Consider the following 18,118-nt stretch of genomic DNA (forward strand, 5'->3'; position numbering starts at 1 on the left):
CCGTTCGATCACGCGTGCCGTCCGTCCGATCACACCGGGGCGACCTCGACCGGGATCCCGTTGAGCACGGCGTTCCCGGACGGGACGTCGAGCAAGGTCTCGTCGGCGACCAGATTCGAGTTGACCCCGGCGTGCGCCGTCGCGACCTTCGTGCGCATGCCGTCGAGGTCGTGGCCCCAGCCGTGCGGCATGCTCACCACGCCGGGCCGGATGTCGGCCGTGACCTCGACCGGTGCTTCCAGCTTCCCCGCCCGCGACGTCACCGACGCGAGTCCGCCGTCGGTCAGCCCGAGCCGCGACGCGTCTTCCGGGTGAACCTGCACCGTGCACTTGTTGCCGCCGCGTACCAGCGGCGTCAGGTTGTGCATCCACGAGTTGTTCGAGCTCAGGTGTCGCCGTCCGATCAGCAGGAGCCCGCCGTCCGGCGCCTTGTCCAGTTCCGCGCGCAGCCGCGGGACGTCCTTCGTGACGGCGTCCGGGGCCAGTTCGACCTTCCCGCTCGCGGTGGTGAGCACCTCCGGCAGCCGCGGCTTCAGCGCGCCGAGGTCGATGCCGTGCGGGGCGGCTTCGAGATCCGCCAGCTTCAGCCCGTACGGCCCGCCGCGCAGCATCAGGTCGATCATCCGCGCCGGTCCGGTGCGGCCTTCGGCGAGCGCGAGGTCGACGCCGGTGCGGCGCGCCGTCTCGGCCGCGACCATCGTGTCGAACGCGGCGACGTCGACGTCGGGGCCCTGACCGGCGGCGATCCCCGCCATCCGCAGCAGCGTCACCCACTCCTGCGGCATGTCGGTTTCGAGTGTCGGCGGCGTCCAGTTCGCGACGTTCCGCACGGCGAGCGTGTACAGCGCGACGTCGTAATGCGGCCGCTCCAGCGGGGACGGGCCGGGCAGGATGACGTCGGCGTGCCGGGTGGTCTCGTTGAGGTAGACGTCGAGGGAGACCATGAAGTCCAGTTGCCGCAACGCTTCCGCGAGTCGCGCGGAGTTCGGCGTGCTCAGGGCGGGGTTGCCGCTGATGGTCACCAGTGCCCGGATCTGGCCCTCGCCGGGCGTCTCGATCTCGTCCGCGAGCGTGGCCACCGGCAGTTCGCCGAGCACCTCGGGGTAGCCGCGCACCCGGCTGGCCCACCGGCCGCTGGTGAAGGGCGACGTACGGCGAGGCTTCCACGCGGCGGGCAGCGCGAACATCACGCCGCCTTCGCGGTCGAGGTTGCCGGTGAGCGTGTTGACGACGTCGACCAGCCAGCTCGCGATGGTCCCGTACGACTGCGTCGTGGTCCCCATCCGGCCGTAGACCGCCGCGCGCTCGGCGTCGGCGAGGTCGAGCGCGATCCGGCGGATTTCGGCCGCGTCGATCCCGGTCGCGGGCGCGACCGCCTCGGGGGTGAACGGCCGCGCGAGTTCGCGCACCTCGTCGACCCCGGTGACATGCTCTTCGAGCCGGCCGAGGTCGACCCGGTTCTCCGCGAACAGGACGTTGACCAGGGCGAACAGGAACAACGCGTCGGTGCCGGGCCGGATCGCGTGGTGCTCGTCGGCGAGCTGGGCGGTCCGCGTGCGGCGCGGGTCCAGGACGACGATCTTGCCGCCCCGCTTCTGGATCCCGCGCAATCGGCCGCGAGTGTCGGCCGCGGTCATCAGGCTTCCGTTGGACACCAACGGGTTCGCGCCCAGGATGAGCAGGTGCTCAGTGCGGTCCAGGTCGGCGACGGGGATGGTCTGCGGGTCGCCGAAGAGGTAGCCGGAGGAGAAGTGCTTCGGCATCTGGTCGACCGTGGTCGCGGTGTAGAAGTTCTTGGTGCCCAAGGCTTTGAAGAACACGCGACCGTAGAGGACGAGCGCCGCGTTGTGCACCGTCGGATTGCCCGAGTACACGCCGACGGCGTCCTTGCCGTACTGGTCGATGATCGGCCGGAGCCGGGCGTCGATCTCGGCGAACGCCTCGTCCCAGGTGACCTCGACGAACTCGCCGTCGCGTTTGACCAGCGGCGCGGTGAGGCGGTCCGGGTCGTGGTGGAGCGCGCCGAGCGACGCGCCCTTCGGGCAGATGTATCCCTGTGAGAAGACGTCCTCGCGGTCGCCCTGGACTCGGGTGACCAGGCTCTTCTCGTCGATCGTCACCTCCAGGCCGCAGGTGGCTTCGCAGAGCGGGCAGGTCACGTGCGCCGTGGTCATGAAGCACCTCGCGAGGTCGGGGACCATCTCAACATACTGAGCGGTATGTCAGCGGGCAAGGGATGATGACGCGATGAACGCTCTCGCCGAACGGGCCGCGACCGCCGAGCGCGCGATCCGCGACCGGCATCTGCGCCGGGTGTGGGGGCTGCCCGGGACCGTGCTCGGCCGCAGTGGCTGGCCGGCGTCGGCGAGCCAGCGCGTCCACTGGCACTGGAACTACTGGTGGCAGGCACATCTGCTGGACACCCTCGTCGACGCGCAACTGCGGGATCCCTCACCGGATCGACTGAAGCTGATCGCCCGGTTCGTGGCATCTCTGCGGCTGCGCAACTTCGGCAAGTGGATCAACGACTACTACGACGACATCGCCTGGCTCGGGCTCGCGTTGCAACGCGTCGGGCACCTCGGGCTGGACGTCCGCGGCGCACTGGAGGCGATCAGCTCAAGGCTGCGCGAAGGCTGGACCGACGACGCGGGCGGCGGGATCTGGTGGCGCGTCGGCGATCAGTTCAAGAACGCGCCCGCGAACGGCCCGGCCGCGATCTTCCACGCCCGCGAGGGATCGACGCAGCACGCCGAGGGCCTCACCGCCTGGATGACCGAACGGCTCGTCGATCCGGAGACCGGCCTGGTCTGGGACGGTCTGCGCGTCGACTCCGGCGAGCTGGTCAAGCATATCTTCACGTATTGCCAAGGTGTCTACCTCGGCGCCTGCCTGGAGCTGTCCGAAGTGGACAGGGTCGAGCACACGATCCACGCGGTCGCGGAACACGTCGCGCCGAACGGCGTCATCCGAGGACAGGAAGGTGGCGACGGCGGCCTGTTCGGCGGGATCCTCGCGCGGTACCTGGCGCTCGCGGCGCCACTCCTGCCGAGCGGTGTCGCGCGCGATCTGGTCATCCGGTCAGCTGAAGCGTGCTGGGCCGGAGCGACCGAGACGCCGCACGGACCACTCTTCAGCGCCGACTGGGCGACTCCGGCGCCTTCGCTGCCCCTCGCCCCCGACGCCCCCGAACGCGACCTCTCCGTCCAGATCAGCGCGTGGATGCTTCTGGAGGCCGCCGCCACCCTCACCACCGACCGCGTTTAGTCCTCTGAATGCGATCGCTGCGCGCTACCAGACGTCGCCCTCGCGCCAGTCCGCGGTGATCTCCCCGTCCAGATCCATGGTGACCCCCACCGGCAGCACGTGGATCGAACCGTCTTCCTCCTTCGTCGCCTTCACACCCGAAGGCGTCATGGCCGACGAGGTCCCGCGCCACAGCAGCCACCCGCGCGACGCGTAGAACTCCATAGCTTCTTCGGACGCGGAAAGCGCTCCGAGGTCGTACGCCTTGCGCGTGACCCGCTCCAGCGCGTCCATCATCGTCGAGCCGTGACCGCGCCGACGATGCTCGGAGCCGACGGCGACAGCCTCGACGTAACCCGTCCGCAGTGCCCGGCCGTTGTGCATGAGCCGTCGCTGGACCAGTGACGCGTGGCCGATCAGCTCGCCGTCCTCCCACAGCAACGCGTGCATGCCGCCGAGGGCGTTTTCCCAGTCGTGGTCGCTGAAGTCGCCGTCGAAGGCGTCGTCCAGCAGAGCCCGTGCCGCGGTCAGCACGGTGGCTTCGAGGTCGGCGGTGTGCACGGTCCACAGGTCGGTCATTCCGCCATCTTCACCCGGCGGCGGCGTTCTGACCAGCGAGTTGTGAGTCAGCAGCCACACGACGCACGGTGTATGAAGCGCGGTGCGAGCCGTACGGATTCGGGTCGTCGCTCAGGGTCGGCGATCCGGGCGAGCAGCAGCTCGACGGCCTTGCGTCCGATCTCCTCGATCGGCTGCGCCATCGTGGTCACCGCCGGGGTCACCTCGCCCGCCCATTCCATGTCGCCGTAGCCGACGATCGCGAGATCGCGCCCGATCCGGATGCCGAGCCGGTGCGCCTCGTACTGGACGCCGATCATCATCGCTTCGCTCGCCACGACGAGCGCGGTGGGCGAAGGCCAGCTGTCGAGCAGCTTCGCGGTCGCGGCGGCCGCTCCGCCCGGGGTCGATTGCCCGCAAGCGACCAGCTGCGACGTCCACCGGATCCCGGAGCGGCCGAGGCCGAGCCGGTAGCCCAGCGCCCGCTCCTCGTAGGTGGTCATCTCCTCTTCGCCCGAGATGAAGCCGATCTTGCGGTGCCGCAGCCCGGCGAGGTGCCGCACGAGTGCGCAGACGGACTGGATGTTCTCGGAGCCGACCTGGTCGACGTCGTTGCGTCCGGCCATCCGGTCGACGAGCACGGTCGGTACGCCCATCCGGACCAGGCCGTTGATCACCGCGTCGTCGCCGGCCGCCGGGACCAGCAGGACACCGTCGACGCGGTCCGCGCGCAGCGCGCGGATGACAGCGGCCTCTTCGGCGACGCTGTCGCCGGTGTCGGCGAGGGTGATTTCGCAGCCGTGACGGCGGGCGGCGCGGCGGATGGCGCGGATGAGTTCACCCGAATACGGGTTCGCGTGCATCGCCATGGCCACCCCGAACCGGTGGGTGACAGGGGTGTCCTCCCACAGGGGTAACTCCGGGGACAATGCCGTCATAGCTCCACGCCTTCATCCGAGCTTGAATGACGGTAACGGCTGACAGAGCGTCACCCGAGGGTGAGGCCGGAAAGTCTCGCAACAATCATCAATGTGAGTGAACGAGCGCGCATCCGCAGGACGCCCGGTGGCGGAGGGTAGGCGGAATCCGAATCGTCTGGGCCTTGCGCGTGGGCTCGTTGATCCGGGCGAGCAGGAGCCGGACCGCCTGGGTACCGATCTCTTCGATGGGCTGCGCCATCGTGGTCAGCGGCGGATCCACCAGATCGGCCCATTCGACGTCGTCGTAGACCACTACGGGTAGGTCCACCCCGGCGCGCAGCCCGCGGCGGCGAAGCTCGTGCAGTACGCCGACCATCATGCTGTCGTTGCCGACCACCAGCGCCGTCGGCGGTTCCGGCAGTGCGAGCAGCGTGCTCAACGCGAGCGCCCCGCCCGCCTGCGACGACTGCCCGCACGCGACCAGGTCCTCCGACCAGGTGCGGCCGGAGCGGCCGAGGCCCAGCCGGTAGCCGAGGATCCGCTCTTCGCTGGTGCTCAGCCCGGCGGAACCGCTGATCATCCCGATCCGCTGGTGTCCGAGCGAGGCCAGATGCGCCGTCAGCGCCGACGTCGACTGGATGTTCTCGGCGCCGACCTGGTCGACGTCGGTCCGGGTGGAGAGCCGGTCGATGAGCACGGTCGGGACGTCGAGCGAGACGAGTTCGCCGATCACCGAACCGTCGCCGGGCGACGGCGTGATCAGCAGTCCGTCGACGCGGCGGGAACGCAGTGTCCGCACTGTTTCACGCTCGGTGTCGACGGTGTCGTGCGTGTCCGCCAGCAGGACCGTGTAGCCCGCGGACGCGGCTTCGCGCTCGATCGCCTGGATGAGCAGCGCGAAGTACGGGTTCGCCAGCAGCGAGATCGCGACGCCGATCGACCGCGTCCCGCCGGTGACCAGCGAACGGGCGATGGCGTCGCCGGTGTAGCCGGTCTGCTCGATCGCCCGCAGGACCGCGGCCTTGGTCTCCTCGGCCACCGCCCTGGTCCCGTTGACCACGTGCGAAACCGTGGTGATCGAGACGCCGGCCAGTTCGGCGATGTCCCGCTGGGTCGGCCGTGAAGAGCGTGACGACGGCATTACCAATCCTTACTCAGGTTCGCTGGCAAGCGTTTGCGCAAACGCTTGCGACTGAGCATAACCCCCTCTACCTTCCGGTCCACCAGGACAGCCTCGAATCGGAGGGCATCCCCATGAGACAGCGCAGTCTCGTAGCGCTCACACTGGCCGCCGCGCTCGCGGTGACCGGTGCCGGGTGCACGGTCGAACGCCACTGGGGTGGCGGCTCGAACCAAGGAGGCGGTGGCAAGGCCAAGGTCGGCCTGGTCACCAAGACCGACACCAATCCCTACTTCGTCGAGTTGAGAGCGGCCGCCAAGGCCGCCGCCGACGCGAACGGCGCGGAGTTCAGTGCGCTCGCCGGCCAGTTCGACGGCGACAACGACGGCCAGGTCCGGGCCATCGAGAACCTCATGCAGCAGGGTGCGAACACCATCCTCATCACGCCCAGTTCGTCGACCGGCGTCCTCGACGCCATCGACCGGGCGCGTCAGGCGGGCGTGCTGGTCATCGCACTGGACACCGCGACCGAGCCGGCCACCGCTGTCGACGCCACTTTCGCCACGGACAACTTCGAGGCGGGACGCCAGCAGGGCGCGTACGTCAAGGCGGCGCTGAACGGAAAGCCGCCGAAGCTGTTCATGGTGGACGGCACCGCCGGATCCACAGTGGACACCCAGCGGCACACCGGGTTCCTCAAGGGCATCGGCCTGACCGACGCCTCGCCGGAGATCAAGGGCAAGACGCCCGCCAACGGCGACCAGAGCCTGGCCCAGCAGGGCGTCGAGAACCTGTTGCAGCGCACCACCGACATCAACGCCGTCTACTCGATGAACGAGCCGATGGGCCGCGGCACCTACGCCGCGCTCCAGGCCCGCGGTCTGGTGAACCAGATCGTGATGGGCTCGATCGACGGCGGCTGCGAAGGCGTCAAGAACGTGCGCGACGGCCAGTACGGCGCCACGGTCATGCAGTTCCCGAAGAAGATGGCCGAACAAGGTGTGCTCGCGGCCGTCGAGTACGCGAAGACCGGCAAGAAGCCGAGCGGGTTCGTCAACACCGGATCCACGGTGATCACGGACAAGCCCATCGCCGGGGTGGAAAGCCAGGACACCGAATGGGGCCTCGAGAACTGCTGGGGGACGAAATGACCGCCTTGCCCCTCAAAGGCAACGAACGACCGACCATCGGTGAGTTCTTCCTGCGCGCACCGGCCGTCGGGCCCACGCTGGCCCTGCTCGTCGCGATCGTGGTGTTCTCGCTCTCCACGGACACCTTCCTCGATCTCGACAACCTTTCCCTTGTGGTGCAACAGTCCCTGGTGGTCGGCACGCTCGCGCTCGGGCAGACGCTGATCATCCTGACCGCGGGCATCGACCTGGCCAACGCTGCCGCGATGGTGCTCGCGACACTGATCATGGCGAAGCTCGTGGTCGGCGGCGTCTCCGGGATTTGGGCGCTGCTGCTGGGAATCGTGGCGACGGTGGTGATCGGGATGGTCACCGGTTCGCTGGTCACACGGATCAAACTGCCGCCGTTCATCGTCACGCTCGGCCTGCTGACGGTGCTCACCGCGGCCGCGAAACTGTTCGCCAGTGGCCAGGCCGTCCCGGTCGCGGACGAACTGCTCAAATGGCTCGGCACCCGTCGCTACTTGTTCGGCGGCATCCCGATCACCTACGGCATGACGCTCGCTTTGCTGATGTACCTGGGACTTTGGTACGCGCTCACGCGGACGCCGTGGGGCAAGCACGTCTACGCGGTCGGCAACGCGCCGGAATCCGCGCGGCTGTCCGGGATCAAGGTCAACCGGACGATCCTTTCGGTGTACATCGTCGCGGGCGTGATCGTCGGGATCGCCGCCTGGCAGGCGCTCGGCCGTGTGCCGAACGCCGACCCGAACGCGTTCCAGCTCGGCAACCTCGACTCCATCACCGCCGTGGTGCTGGGCGGCGCGAGTCTGTTCGGCGGCCGGGGTTCGGTGCTCGGCACGATGATGGGCGCGCTGGTTGTAGCGGTACTGCGGTCCGGCCTGACCCAGCTCGGGGTGGACGCGCTCTACCAGGACGTCGCCACCGGTGCCCTGCTCATCGGCGCTGTCTGCGTCGACCGTTTCGCGAGGAGGCAGCAGTCATGACGACGCCTACGTTGTCCGCCAAGGGACTGGTCAAACGCTACGGCCGGGTCACCGCCATCGACGGCGCCGACTTCGAACTGTTCCCCGGCGAGGTGCTCGCCGTCGTCGGTGACAATGGCGCCGGGAAGTCGAGCCTGATCAAAGCCTTGTCCGGAGCGGTGATCCCGGACGCCGGTGAGATCAAAGTGGACGGTGAGCCGGTCCACTTCAAGTCCCCTTTGGACGCTCGACACTACGGAATCGAGACGGTGTACCAGGATCTCGCCGTCGCGCCCGCGCTGGACATCGCGTCGAACATGTTCCTCGGCCGGGAAAAGCGGCGGAAGGACCTCTTCGGGCAGCTGTTCAGGAAGCTCGACACCGCGACGATGCGCGCCGACGCGCAGCGGATCCTGGACGAACTCGGCATCAACATCAAGTCCATCACGCAGCCGGTGGAGACGTTGTCCGGCGGGCAGCGCCAGGGTGTCGCGGTCGCGCGGGCGGCCGCGTTCGGCACCAAGGCGGTGATCATGGACGAGCCCACCGCCGCGCTCGGCGTCGCCGAATCCGGCAAGGTGCTCGACCTGATCAACCGGATCCGCGAACGCGGCCTGCCGGTGGTGCTGATCAGCCACAACATGCCGCATGTGTTCGACATCGCCGACCGCATCCACGTGCATCGTCTCGGCAAACGCGTCGCGGTCGTCTCACCGAAGACGCACACGATGAACCAGGTCGTCGGCCTGCTCACGGGTGCGCTGACCCTCGGAGAGAACGGCGAAGTCGAAGAGGTCGCTTCAGCCGTGCACACGGGGTTGTAGATGTGGGTGCTGCTGGCGGGCCTGTGCACCGTCGACCAGGTTCAGCGCGTCGCCGAGATCCCGGCGCCGGGCGAGAAGGTGCGTTCCCTGTCCGTGGACGTCGCCGCCGGGGGGCCGGCGACGAACGCGGCGGTGACCGTGGCCGCGCTCGGTGCCGGGGCGACGCTCCTGACGGTCGCCGGTGCGCATCCGCTGGCGGCACTCGCCCGCGCCGACCTCGAAACCTGCGGCGTCGACCTGGTCGACCTCGATCCCGCTCTCCCCGATCCACCCGCGATCAGCGCCATCGTCGTCCGCGACTCCGACGGCGAGCGCACCGTCGTCTCGCGCAACGCCCACGCCTCTTCGCGTTCAGTCCTCTCGATGCGGTCCTTGCACGCGCAACTACCGCGTTCAGAGGACGAAATGCCCGGGTGTGTGCTCTTGGACGGGCACCATCCGGAGGTGGCGCTGGAGGTCGCGCGCTGGGCGCGGGAGCGGAAGGTGCCGGTGGTGCTCGACGCGGGGAGCTGGAAGCCGGTCTTCGAAGACCTCCTGCCGCTCGTGGACATCGCCGCGTGCTCCTCGCTCTACCGCGGTGACGACCCCCGCGAGTACGGCGTCCCGGTGGTGATCACGACCGCGGGACCCGATCCCGTGCGCTGGTCGACGCCGGAAGAATCCGGTGAGACGCCCGTTCCCGTCACCCAGGCGCGTGACACGCTAGGAGCGGGCGACGTCTGGCACGGAGCTTTCGCGTACGCGGTCTCACGGGGCACAGGGGACGTCCCGCGATGGATCGCGTTCGCCAACGAGGTGGCCGCCGAACGGGTGCGGCATGAAGGACCGAGGTCGTGGACGACCGCGGTCGCGAAGATGGGAGAGGGACTGCCATGACAGCCATGCCTACGGTGTTCGAGGACCTGTTGAGCAGGGCTCAGACGCTGGCGAAGCCGGGACAGCGAAGCGTCCTCGGGATCGTCGGTGCCCCCGCGTCCGGTAAGACCACGCTGGCCTGGGGGCTCGCGAAGGCGCTGGGTACGAGGGCGGCCGTGGTCGGGATGGACGGCTTCCACCTGGCCCAGGTGGAACTGCAGCGCCTCGGCCGGGCGGAGCGCAAGGGCGCGCCGGACACCTTCGACGCCGCCGGGTACGTGCACCTGCTCCGCAGGCTCGCCGAAGGCCGCGAGACCGTCTACGCGCCCGAGTTCCGGCGTGAGATCGAGGAGCCGATCGCCGGCGCCGTCGCGGTCACGCCGGACGTCCCGCTGGTCATCACCGAGGGGAACTACCTGCTCATGCAGGACGACCCGTGGAGCGGCGTGAAGCCGATCCTCGCCGAGTCGTGGTTCCTCGCGCCGGACGAACCCGAGCGCATCGAGAGGCTCGTATCGCGGCACCGCCGCTACGGCCGCTCGCTGGTCGACGCCCGTCGCCGCGCCCTCGGTTCGGACCAGCGCAACGCCGATCTGATCGCGTCCACCAGCGGCCGGGCCGATCTGGTCCTCGAGAACCTCCCGCTGGTCAACTTCGCCATATGATCCGCCCATGACCGGGGTTCTCATCGTCACGGGCGGCAGCAAAGGCATCGGCGCGGCGGTCTGCGAGCTGGCCGCCGCGCGCGGTTACGACGTCGTCGTCAACTACGCGGGTGACGCCGAAGCGGCCGAGGACGTCGCTTCGCGCGTCCGGAAACACGACGTGCGGGCGATCACCCATCGCGGGGATGTCGCGTCCGAAACCGATGTGCTCGCGCTGTTCGACGCGGCCGCCGAACTCGGCCCGCTCGCCGGGGTGGTCGCCAACGCGGCCATCACCGGCAACACCCCGGGCCGCTTCGACGAGTACGACGTGGACGTCGTCCGTCGCGTGGTGGACGTCAACATCACGGGCGTTTTCCTGTGCGTACGCGAGGGCATCCGCCGGATGTCCACCCGGTACGGCGGCGCGGGCGGCGCGATCGTGACGGTTTCGTCGACGGCCGCCCGCACCGGATCGCCCGGTGAATGGGTGCACTACGCCGGAACCAAGGCCGCGGTCGAAACGATGACTTACGGTGTCGCGCAAGAAGTCGGAGGAGAATCCATCCGGGTCAACGCAGTCGCTCCAGGCATGATCCACACCGGACTGCACGCCGCGGCTGGACTACCCGATCGGATGGAACGGATCGCCCCGACCATCCCGATAGGGCGCGCCGGCGAACCGGCCGAAGTCGCGGAAGCCGTGCTGTGGCTGCTTTCCCCGGCGGCGTCGTACACGACCGGGACGGTGCTGACCGTCGGTGGAGGACGTTGACACTCGCGGCCACGGAGCGGTCACGACCTCATATCGGGTAAGCGTTCGGTTAGGCCACGTTTTAACACTGTTTCCCGGGCGATATCACGATTCATGTGGGAAGTCGGCGGATCACCTCGCCGTCCGAGGCGCCTGTGTCACCCTGGTGGCGCCCCCAAGCTTCTTGATCAGGACGGTCATCCCCGATGTCCAAGCTCATGTCTGTGCACCACCTGGCACTCACCGTGACCGACGTGGACCGGAGCGTGCCCTGGTACGCCCGAGTGCTCGAACTCGAAGAGTTCACGCGTCGCGAAGACCCCGAAACGGGTCTGCGGAAGGTCGTGCTGCGGTCGCCGAGCGAGGGTTTCGCCGTCGTGCTCGTCGAGCATCAGGACACCGAACGGCCGCGATTCGACGAACGCCGCACCGGTTTGGACCACGTGGCCTTCAAGGTGTCGTCGCGGTCGGAACTGGCGGAGTGGGAAGCACGTCTTTCGGAGTACGGCGTCACCTACACACCGTCGAAGGGTTCGCGAACCCTCGAAGGGTCCTCGGTCATCGTGTTCCGTGACCCGGACGGGATCCAGCTGGAGATCTGGGCGGACCCGGAGGTCTAGGCGCTGGCGTTTTCTTCGGCCTCTTCGGCCGGACGGCGCATCTCCTGGCGGTAGCGGATCACGCCGTAGGCCGTGCCCACCACGAAGAACGCGACACTGACCCACAGCGCGGCCGTCTTGACCCACGGCAACTGGTCGAGCAGGCCGGCGCCGTAGTAGCCGAGCAGCACCAGCGTCGGCACCCAGAGCAGCCCGCCGAGCGCGGTGGCCAGGGCGAATCGGCGCGGATCCATCCGCGCGGCCCCGGCGATGAGCGGCGCCAGCGTGCGGATCCACGGGATCCAGCGCGCGGCGACGATGGCGAAGAAACCCTTGCGATCGAGGAAGGACCTGGCGCGGTCGAGATTGTGCCGGTTCAGCACCTTGCCGCCGCGTCGCGCGATCAGTTTCGTCCCGGTCGACCGGCCGATGTAATAGCCCACCTGGTTGCCGACGATCGCGACGAGCAGAGCGGCCGCCGAGAGCAGCCACGCGTTCAGGTCGGAGCCGTGCTGGGCGAGGACGACGCCGGCCGCGAACAGCAGGGAGTCGCCGGGCAGGAAGAGTCCGACGATCAGCGCGCACTCCACGAAGATGAAGCTCAGCACGATCACCCAGACGAGCACCGGGCCGGCGGTGTCGAGCCAGCTCACGCCGATGCTCGCAGCCTCCGTGTACACCTCACTCACGACGCGAGCCTACGTGTACTCGGCGAACCGCACGCGACCGAACCGTGGAATCGGGGTGTCCGAAAGGCCCGGTCACGCCCCTCCTGGATGCTATGAACGGCCCGTTCCTTGCAAAATTTGCAAGGAACGGGCCGTTCATAGCGCTGGTGACTAGTGCTGGACGAGTTCGTCGAGCGCCTGGTCGTAGCTCAGCCGGACGTCGTGTTCGGCCTGGTCACCGCCCAGCAGTTCCACCCGGCTGGTGGCGGGCGGGTAACCGCTGGCGATCACCGTGTACGTCCCGGCGGGCAGGTCACTGATCGTGTAGTTGCCCTCCGCGTCGGTCCTCGCGACGGCGGCGACGCCGCCCGAGGAGTCGAGCACGGTGATCCGGGCGTCCGGCACCACGCGTTCGCCGTCGGTCCGGGCGACCCCGCTCAGCAGGATCGTGCTGACCAGTTCGACGTCGTGGCGCAGCACCCCGGCACCGGTGGCGGTCAGCGTCGCCGCGACCGGCCGGAACCAGCGGCCGCTGGCGACGACGGTGTACCGCCCGCCCACGATGCCGGCGAACGAGTAGACGCCGTTCTCACCCGAGTTCGTCCGGGCGACCTGATTGCCGTTGTGGTCGATCAGGGTCAGCGCGGCCCCCGCCACGTTCGTCGCATCGTCACGACGGACGTGCCCGGTGATCTGCGCGGACCCCGCCCGGTGGACACCGTTCCCGTTCCCGTTGGTCAGCGCGTGCTTGCCGGGCTCGACGGGCGCGGTCACGACGGTCTTCTCGGAGGCCGTCTCGACAGACTTGTCGTCCTCTTCAAGGAGGGCTTCGCCGCCTTCGAGCGCCGACGCGGCCGAGGGGGCCGAGCCGCCGAGCAGCGGGATCTCCTTCATGAACATCAGCACCAGCGTCGCCAGCAGCGCGACAGCGCCCGCCACGTAGAACACCGTCGTGATCGACTCGGTGAAGCCGATCAGCACCGGGGTCTTGATGGCCTCGGGCAGGTTCGCGATACCGCTCGTGTTCGACTGGATGTCGCCCAGCGCCGCGGCGCCTTCCCCGGTCGGCGCGTTGCCGCCGAACGCCTTGGTGATGTTGCCCGGCAGCACGTTGAACAGGATCGTCAGGAACACCGCGACACCCGCGGTACCACCGATCTGCCGGAAGAACGTCGCCGAAGCGGTCGAGACGCCCATGTCGCTGCGCGGGCCCGCGTTCTGCACCGCGATGATCAGCGTCTGCATGCAGGCACCGAGGCCGAGACCGATGATCGCGGCCGCGACCAGCGGGTGCCACAGCGCGCTGTTGTACTCGACCTGCGCGAAGAAGAACGCGCCCGCCGCGATCAGCAGCGTGCCGACCACCGGGAACACCTTGTAGCGGCCGGTCTTGCTGGTGATCTGACCCGAGATGATCGAACCGCTCATGATGCCCGCCATCAGCGGGATCATCAGCAGACCCGATTCGGTCGGCGAGAACTCCTGGACCACCTGCATGTACTGCGGGATCATCATGATCGCGCCGAACATCGCCACACCGACGATGACGCCGCCGATGATCGCGACCGTGAAGGTCGAGTTCTTGAACAGCCGCAGCGGGATCAGCGCCGCGTCCTTCATCAGCTTCTCGATGAAGATGAAGGCGACCACGCCGATGGCGCCGATGATGTAGCAGATGATCGCGCTCTGTGAGCCCCAGCCCCACTTGTTGCCCTGCTCGGCGACGATCAGGAACGGCACCACGGCGACGACGAGCGCGAGCCCGCCCCACCAGTCGATCTTGTGGTCGTGGCGCTGGTGCGGCACGTTGAGCACCTTGGCGACGACGAACAGCGCGACGATCGCGATCGGCACGTTGATCAGGAAGACCCAGCGCCAGCCGGCGATGTCGTAGCCGAAGACGCTGCCGAGCTTGTCGAAGTCGGCGAAGAACCCGCCGAGCACCGGGCCGAGCACGGTGGAGATACCGAACACGGCGAGGAAGTAGCCCTGGTAGCGGGCGCGTTCCCGCGGCGGCACGATGTCACCCATGATCGTCATCGCCAGCGACATCAGACCACCGGCGCCGAGGCCCTGGATCGCGCGGAACGCGGCCAGCTCGTACATCGACGTCGCGAACGCCGAGGCGATCGAACCGATCAGGAAGATCGAGATCGCCGCGATGTAGAACGGCTTGCGCCCGTAGATGTCGGACAGCTTGCCGTAGATCGGCGTGACGATCGTCGAGGTGATCAGGTAGGCCGTGGTGATCCAGGCCTGCAGGTCGAACCCGTTGAGATCATTGGCGATCCGGACGATCGAGGTACCCACGATCGTCTGGTCGAGTGCCGCCAGGAACATGCCCGACATCAGGCCGATCAGGATCGTGACGATCTGACGGTGGCTGAGCCGGGGACCGTCTTCTTGGACGGCTGGCGGACTTTCTACTGCGGAACTCATTGCTTCAGGCCCCCTTGGCCTTCGACGCCGACGCGGGGTCGGCGAACTGTGGAGATGTTTTTTCGATGTCGTCGTTCAGCCGGTGGAACAGCGAGTTGAGGGTTTCCCGGTCGTCGTCGGACCAATCACCGAGTACCTCGGCGAGCCACTGGTTCCGCTGCTTGCGGTTCTCCTCGAACACCCGAAGTCCCTCGGCGGTCGGTGCGAGCAGGCAGGCACGGCCGTCTTCGGGGTCGGCCAGGCGCTCGACCAGGCCGTGCTGGACGAGAGAGCTCGACTGCCTGCTGATGGTCGAGATCTCGGAGTGCAGGAACTCGGCGAGTTTGCTGGTGCGCTGAGGGCCGACGTGGATGAGGCAGAAGAGGATCGCGTACGCGGCCCTCTCGATGCCGTCGGGTCCCTGCTTGGAGACCTGGGACTTGGCCCGGTTGACCAGGCGCACGAGCCGCACGAGCTCGTGCCCGAGGGTGTCGGCCAGATCGAGGTCGGACTTCGACCTGGTGCCGGGTGTCGTGGGTGCCATGGGGGTCTCTCTCGCCGATTGCTTGGTCACTGCAACTAGTTGCCTAGAGCAAGGATGTTCCTCTCGGAGATGCTTCGCAAGGAGAAATCGGCCTTCTGTGTCGGACAACACTTTAGTTGCCGCATGCAAGCACATTTATTCGTGCATGTTTGTCCGGTTCGCCCGGCTCTGGGGTGCTGAGCTGGTCTTTTGGCGTGTGGCGGACGGATCGCGCTTGGATGGAGTCATGACCGACTCCGCGCTCTACTCGATCCTGGCCGACCGCGACTTCGGCACCCTCGCCACCATCAAGCGCGACGGCAGGCCTCAGCTGTCGACCGTCAACTACCTCTACGACGCCGACGCCGGCGCGATCCTGATCTCGATCACCGCGCCGCGCGCCAAGACCAAGAACCTTCAGCGCGACCCGCGCGCGACCTTCCACGTGTCGACCGAAAGCGGCAACGGCTACGTCGTCGTCGAGGGTCCGGCCGTCCTGACGCCGACCGCCGCCTCGCGTGACGACGCGACCGTCGACGCCCTGGTCGACCACTACCGGCGGGCGCGGGGCGAGCATCCGGACTGGGACGAGTTCCGCGACGCCATGGTCGCCGACCAGCGTGTCCTGCTGACCATCCCGATCGAACGGGTCTACGGCATCCAGATGTAGGCGCCACCCCCTCACGCGTTTAGTCCTCTGAATGCGGTCCTTGCGCGTGCAACCACCGCAACTAGAGGACTAAACGCGTAACGGGGTCAGCGCTGGATGCGTGCCTTGATCTCGTCGATCCGATCGAGCAGGGGGCTCGGGTCGTCCCGGCCGAGCGCCGCCCGGAGATAGAGGCCGTCGCCGACCAGGATGACCAGTTCGGCGGTCAGGGGGTCGTCGACGTGCTCGCTGATCAGGTCGTGGACTCGCTGGTTGTAGACCTGCACGACCTCGGAGACCCGCGGTTCGTTGAGCATGATCCGGATCGTCGCCATGGTCGTGCGGTGCAGCGGCTTGCGCTGGGTGACGTCGGTGATCGCGGTGCGCAGGTACCACGAAACGACGCCTTCGGGGGCCTTCCGCGCCTGCTCGATGTCCTCGTCCGACAGGGTGGCGAGGCGTTCCATCAGGCCGTCGACCAGGGCTTCTTTGGAGCCGAAGTGGTAGAGCAGGCCGCCCTTCGAGACTCCGGCGTGCGTGGCGACGGCCTCGAGCGTGACCCCGCCCGGGCCCTGGTCGATGAGGATCTCCTCGTACGAGTCGAGGATCCGTTCCTTCGCTGAGGGCTTCGCCATATCAGTTGACTATACCGTCTGGACGGTTTACCTTCGATCCAGGGCGGTAACTGTACCGTCTGGACGGTTTAGCTGAAGGAGAGTGCGCCATGGCGGGGCGCAAGCAGTGGTGGGCGTTGGCGGTACTGGTTCTTCCGGTGCTGCTGATCAGCGTGGACATGACGGTGCTCGGGTTCGCGCTGCCGTTCCTGTCCGAGGATCTGGCGCCTACCGGTGCGGAGCAGTTGTGGATCGTCGACATCTACTCGTTCATGCTCGCGGGCCTTCTGGTCCTGATGGGCACCCTCGGTGACCGCATCGGACGCCGGAAACTGCTGCTCATGGGCGCCGCGGCGTTCGGTGCCGCGTCGGTGCTCGCGGCCTTCTCGACCAGCGCGTTCATGCTGATCATCGCCCGGGCGCTGCTCGGTGTCGGTGGCGCGACGCTGATGCCGTCGACGCTGTCGCTGATCCGCAGCATCTTCCTCGACCCCAAACAGCGCCGGACCGCGATCGCGGTGTGGAGCGCCGGGTTCTCCGGCGGCATGGCTGTCGGGCCGGTGCTCGGCGGCTGGCTGCTGGAGCATTTCCGGTGGGGTTCGGTGTTCCTCATCAACGTCCCGGTCATGGTGCTGCTGCTGGTCGTCGGACCGTTCGTGCTGCCGGAGGCGCGTGACCCGAAGCCGGGCCGCTTCGACCCGTTGTCGGCGCTGCTCTCGCTGGCCGCGATGCTGCCGGTGGTCTACGGCATCAAGCTGATCGCGGAACACGGCTTCACGCTGAAGGCCGCGGTCAGCATGCTGATCGGGCTCGGCCTCGGCGTCGTGTTCATCCGCAGGCAGAACCATCTCGACGAGCCGATGCTCGACCTGAAGCTGTTCTCGAACCGGGCCTTCAGCGGCTCCGTCGTGACGAACATGCTGGGCGTGTTCGCCATGGTCGGCCTGCTGTTCCTGGTGCCGCAGTACCTGCAACTGGTCCTGGGCCTGACTCCGGTCGTCGCCGCGCTGTGGATGCTCCCGGCGACGGTCGCGGGTGTGCTCGGCGCGCTCCTCGCGGCCTGGCTCGCGAAGCGGATTCGGGTGTCCGTGCTGGTCAGCGTGGGTCTGTTGATCGCCGCGGTCGGCTTCCTGGCGCTGACGCAGGTCTCGTCCGGTGGCGGGCTCGCGTATGTCGTGGTGTCGTTCACGCTGCTCGGGGGTGGTGTCGCCCTGTCGGAAACGCTGACGAACGACCTCGTCATCTCGGCCGCCCCGGCCGAGCGGGCGGGTGCCGCGTCGGCGATCTCCGAGACCGGCTTCGAGCTGGGTGGCGCGCTCGGCACCGCGATCCTGGGCAGTGTCGCGACCGCGGTCTACCGCGCCGGCCTGCCGGAGGGCACGGCCGAATCCGCGCGGGACACCCTCGGTGGTGCCGTCGCCACCGCGCAGCAGCTCGCCCCGAGTGAAGGGCAGGCGCTGCTGGAGTCGGCTCGCGAGGCCTTCACCCAGGGTGTGCACGTCACCGCCTGGGCGGGCGCCGCCGTGCTCGTCTATACAGGTGTTCAGGCCTTCATTCTGCTGAATCGGAAAAAGGATTCCGCAGTGCGGATCTGATGGGGCTTACGATGA

Annotated in this window: 18 protein-coding genes; 10 read left to right on the plus strand and 8 right to left on the minus strand. The window is 68.1% G+C overall.

Annotated elements, in window-relative coordinates:
• Window positions 1–29: 29 nt before the first annotated feature.
• Window positions 30–2,174, minus strand: coding sequence for a molybdopterin-dependent oxidoreductase (locus tag H5J31_RS21500; RefSeq protein ID WP_181774418.1), 2,145 nt, complete (start codon window positions 2,172–2,174; stop codon window positions 30–32).
• A gap of 73 nt (window positions 2,175–2,247) precedes the next feature.
• Here H5J31_RS21500 and H5J31_RS21505 point away from each other — a divergent pair, with 73 nt between their 5' ends.
• Window positions 2,248–3,267 carry a glycoside hydrolase family 76 protein gene (locus tag H5J31_RS21505; RefSeq protein ID WP_181774419.1) on the plus strand — a complete coding sequence of 340 codons (1,020 nt, stop codon included), beginning with the start codon at window positions 2,248–2,250 and terminating at the stop codon, window positions 3,265–3,267.
• 24 nt (window positions 3,268–3,291) lie between these two features.
• Here H5J31_RS21505 and H5J31_RS21510 read toward each other — a convergent pair whose 3' ends face one another.
• The 3 genes from H5J31_RS21510 to H5J31_RS21520 all read right to left on the minus strand — a co-directional run bounded on the left by H5J31_RS21510 (window position 3,292) and on the right by H5J31_RS21520 (window position 5,865).
• Window positions 3,292–3,825, minus strand: coding sequence for a GNAT family N-acetyltransferase (locus H5J31_RS21510; protein WP_181774420.1), 534 nt, complete (start codon window positions 3,823–3,825; stop codon window positions 3,292–3,294).
• A gap of 47 nt (window positions 3,826–3,872) precedes the next feature.
• Complete coding sequence (locus tag H5J31_RS21515) at window positions 3,873–4,742, minus strand: LacI family DNA-binding transcriptional regulator (protein ID WP_181774421.1); 870 nt, start codon at window positions 4,740–4,742, stop codon at window positions 3,873–3,875.
• A gap of 88 nt (window positions 4,743–4,830) precedes the next feature.
• Entirely contained in the window at window positions 4,831–5,865 is a 1,035-nt protein-coding gene (locus H5J31_RS21520; protein ID WP_181774422.1) for a LacI family DNA-binding transcriptional regulator, read from the minus strand.
• 113 nt (window positions 5,866–5,978) lie between these two features.
• Between H5J31_RS21520 and H5J31_RS21525 the strand changes: the two genes are divergently transcribed.
• The 7 genes from H5J31_RS21525 (at window position 5,979) to H5J31_RS21555 (ending at window position 11,657) form a co-directional block, all read left to right on the plus strand.
• Window positions 5,979–6,995 (plus strand): substrate-binding domain-containing protein, encoded by a 1,017-nt coding sequence (locus H5J31_RS21525; RefSeq protein WP_181774423.1) that lies wholly within the window; start codon window positions 5,979–5,981, stop codon window positions 6,993–6,995.
• Window positions 6,992–7,981: an ABC transporter permease gene (locus H5J31_RS21530; protein ID WP_181774424.1), complete on the plus strand. Its 990-nt coding sequence runs from the start codon at window positions 6,992–6,994 to the stop codon at window positions 7,979–7,981. Before H5J31_RS21525 ends, H5J31_RS21530 begins: the two co-directional genes overlap by 4 nt.
• Entirely contained in the window at window positions 7,978–8,784 is an 807-nt protein-coding gene (locus H5J31_RS21535) for an ATP-binding cassette domain-containing protein (protein WP_181774425.1), read from the plus strand. The genes H5J31_RS21530 and H5J31_RS21535 overlap by 4 nt, the downstream gene beginning before the upstream one ends.
• A complete protein-coding gene (locus H5J31_RS21540) occupies window positions 8,785–9,660 on the plus strand; it encodes a PfkB family carbohydrate kinase (RefSeq protein WP_181774426.1) in 876 nt (291 codons plus the stop codon).
• The gene (locus tag H5J31_RS21545) at window positions 9,657–10,304 is read left to right on the plus strand and encodes a nucleoside/nucleotide kinase family protein (RefSeq protein ID WP_181774427.1); all 648 of its coding nucleotides are present in this window, start codon (window positions 9,657–9,659) and stop codon (window positions 10,302–10,304) included. Before H5J31_RS21540 ends, H5J31_RS21545 begins: the two co-directional genes overlap by 4 nt.
• A 7-nt stretch (window positions 10,305–10,311) precedes the next feature.
• Window positions 10,312–11,058 (plus strand): SDR family oxidoreductase, encoded by a 747-nt coding sequence (locus H5J31_RS21550; protein WP_181774428.1) that lies wholly within the window; start codon window positions 10,312–10,314, stop codon window positions 11,056–11,058.
• 185 nt (window positions 11,059–11,243) lie between these two features.
• Complete coding sequence (locus H5J31_RS21555; RefSeq protein ID WP_181774429.1) at window positions 11,244–11,657, plus strand: VOC family protein; 414 nt, start codon at window positions 11,244–11,246, stop codon at window positions 11,655–11,657.
• On the opposite strand, the gene H5J31_RS21560 is transcribed toward H5J31_RS21555, so the two are convergent.
• The 3 genes from H5J31_RS21560 to H5J31_RS21570 form a co-directional block, all read right to left on the minus strand.
• Window positions 11,654–12,325 carry a DedA family protein gene (locus tag H5J31_RS21560; protein WP_181774430.1) on the minus strand — a complete coding sequence of 224 codons (672 nt, stop codon included), beginning with the start codon at window positions 12,323–12,325 and terminating at the stop codon, window positions 11,654–11,656. The genes H5J31_RS21555 and H5J31_RS21560 overlap by 4 nt on opposite strands.
• A gap of 150 nt (window positions 12,326–12,475) precedes the next feature.
• Window positions 12,476–14,743 carry an MFS transporter gene (locus H5J31_RS21565; protein WP_181774431.1) on the minus strand — a complete coding sequence of 756 codons (2,268 nt, stop codon included), beginning with the start codon at window positions 14,741–14,743 and terminating at the stop codon, window positions 12,476–12,478.
• 4 nt (window positions 14,744–14,747) lie between these two features.
• A complete protein-coding gene (locus tag H5J31_RS21570; RefSeq protein ID WP_181774432.1) occupies window positions 14,748–15,266 on the minus strand; it encodes a MarR family winged helix-turn-helix transcriptional regulator in 519 nt (172 codons plus the stop codon).
• 226 nt (window positions 15,267–15,492) lie between these two features.
• Here H5J31_RS21570 and H5J31_RS21575 point away from each other — a divergent pair, with 226 nt between their 5' ends.
• Window positions 15,493–15,915, plus strand: a complete 423-nt coding sequence (locus H5J31_RS21575; protein WP_181774433.1) for a PPOX class F420-dependent oxidoreductase — start codon at window positions 15,493–15,495, stop codon at window positions 15,913–15,915.
• Between the two features lie 86 nt (window positions 15,916–16,001).
• Here the strand turns inward: H5J31_RS21575 and H5J31_RS21580 are convergent, their stop codons facing one another.
• A complete protein-coding gene (locus H5J31_RS21580) occupies window positions 16,002–16,529 on the minus strand; it encodes a TetR/AcrR family transcriptional regulator (RefSeq protein WP_181774434.1) in 528 nt (175 codons plus the stop codon).
• 89 nt (window positions 16,530–16,618) lie between these two features.
• Here H5J31_RS21580 and H5J31_RS21585 point away from each other — a divergent pair, with 89 nt between their 5' ends.
• Window positions 16,619–18,103 carry an MFS transporter gene (locus H5J31_RS21585; RefSeq protein ID WP_181774435.1) on the plus strand — a complete coding sequence of 495 codons (1,485 nt, stop codon included), beginning with the start codon at window positions 16,619–16,621 and terminating at the stop codon, window positions 18,101–18,103.
• Window positions 18,104–18,118 lie beyond the last annotated feature (15 nt).

It is taken from the genome of Amycolatopsis pittospori, from assembly GCF_013870525.1.
Taxonomy (GTDB): Bacteria; Actinomycetota; Actinomycetes; order Mycobacteriales; family Pseudonocardiaceae; genus Amycolatopsis; species Amycolatopsis pittospori.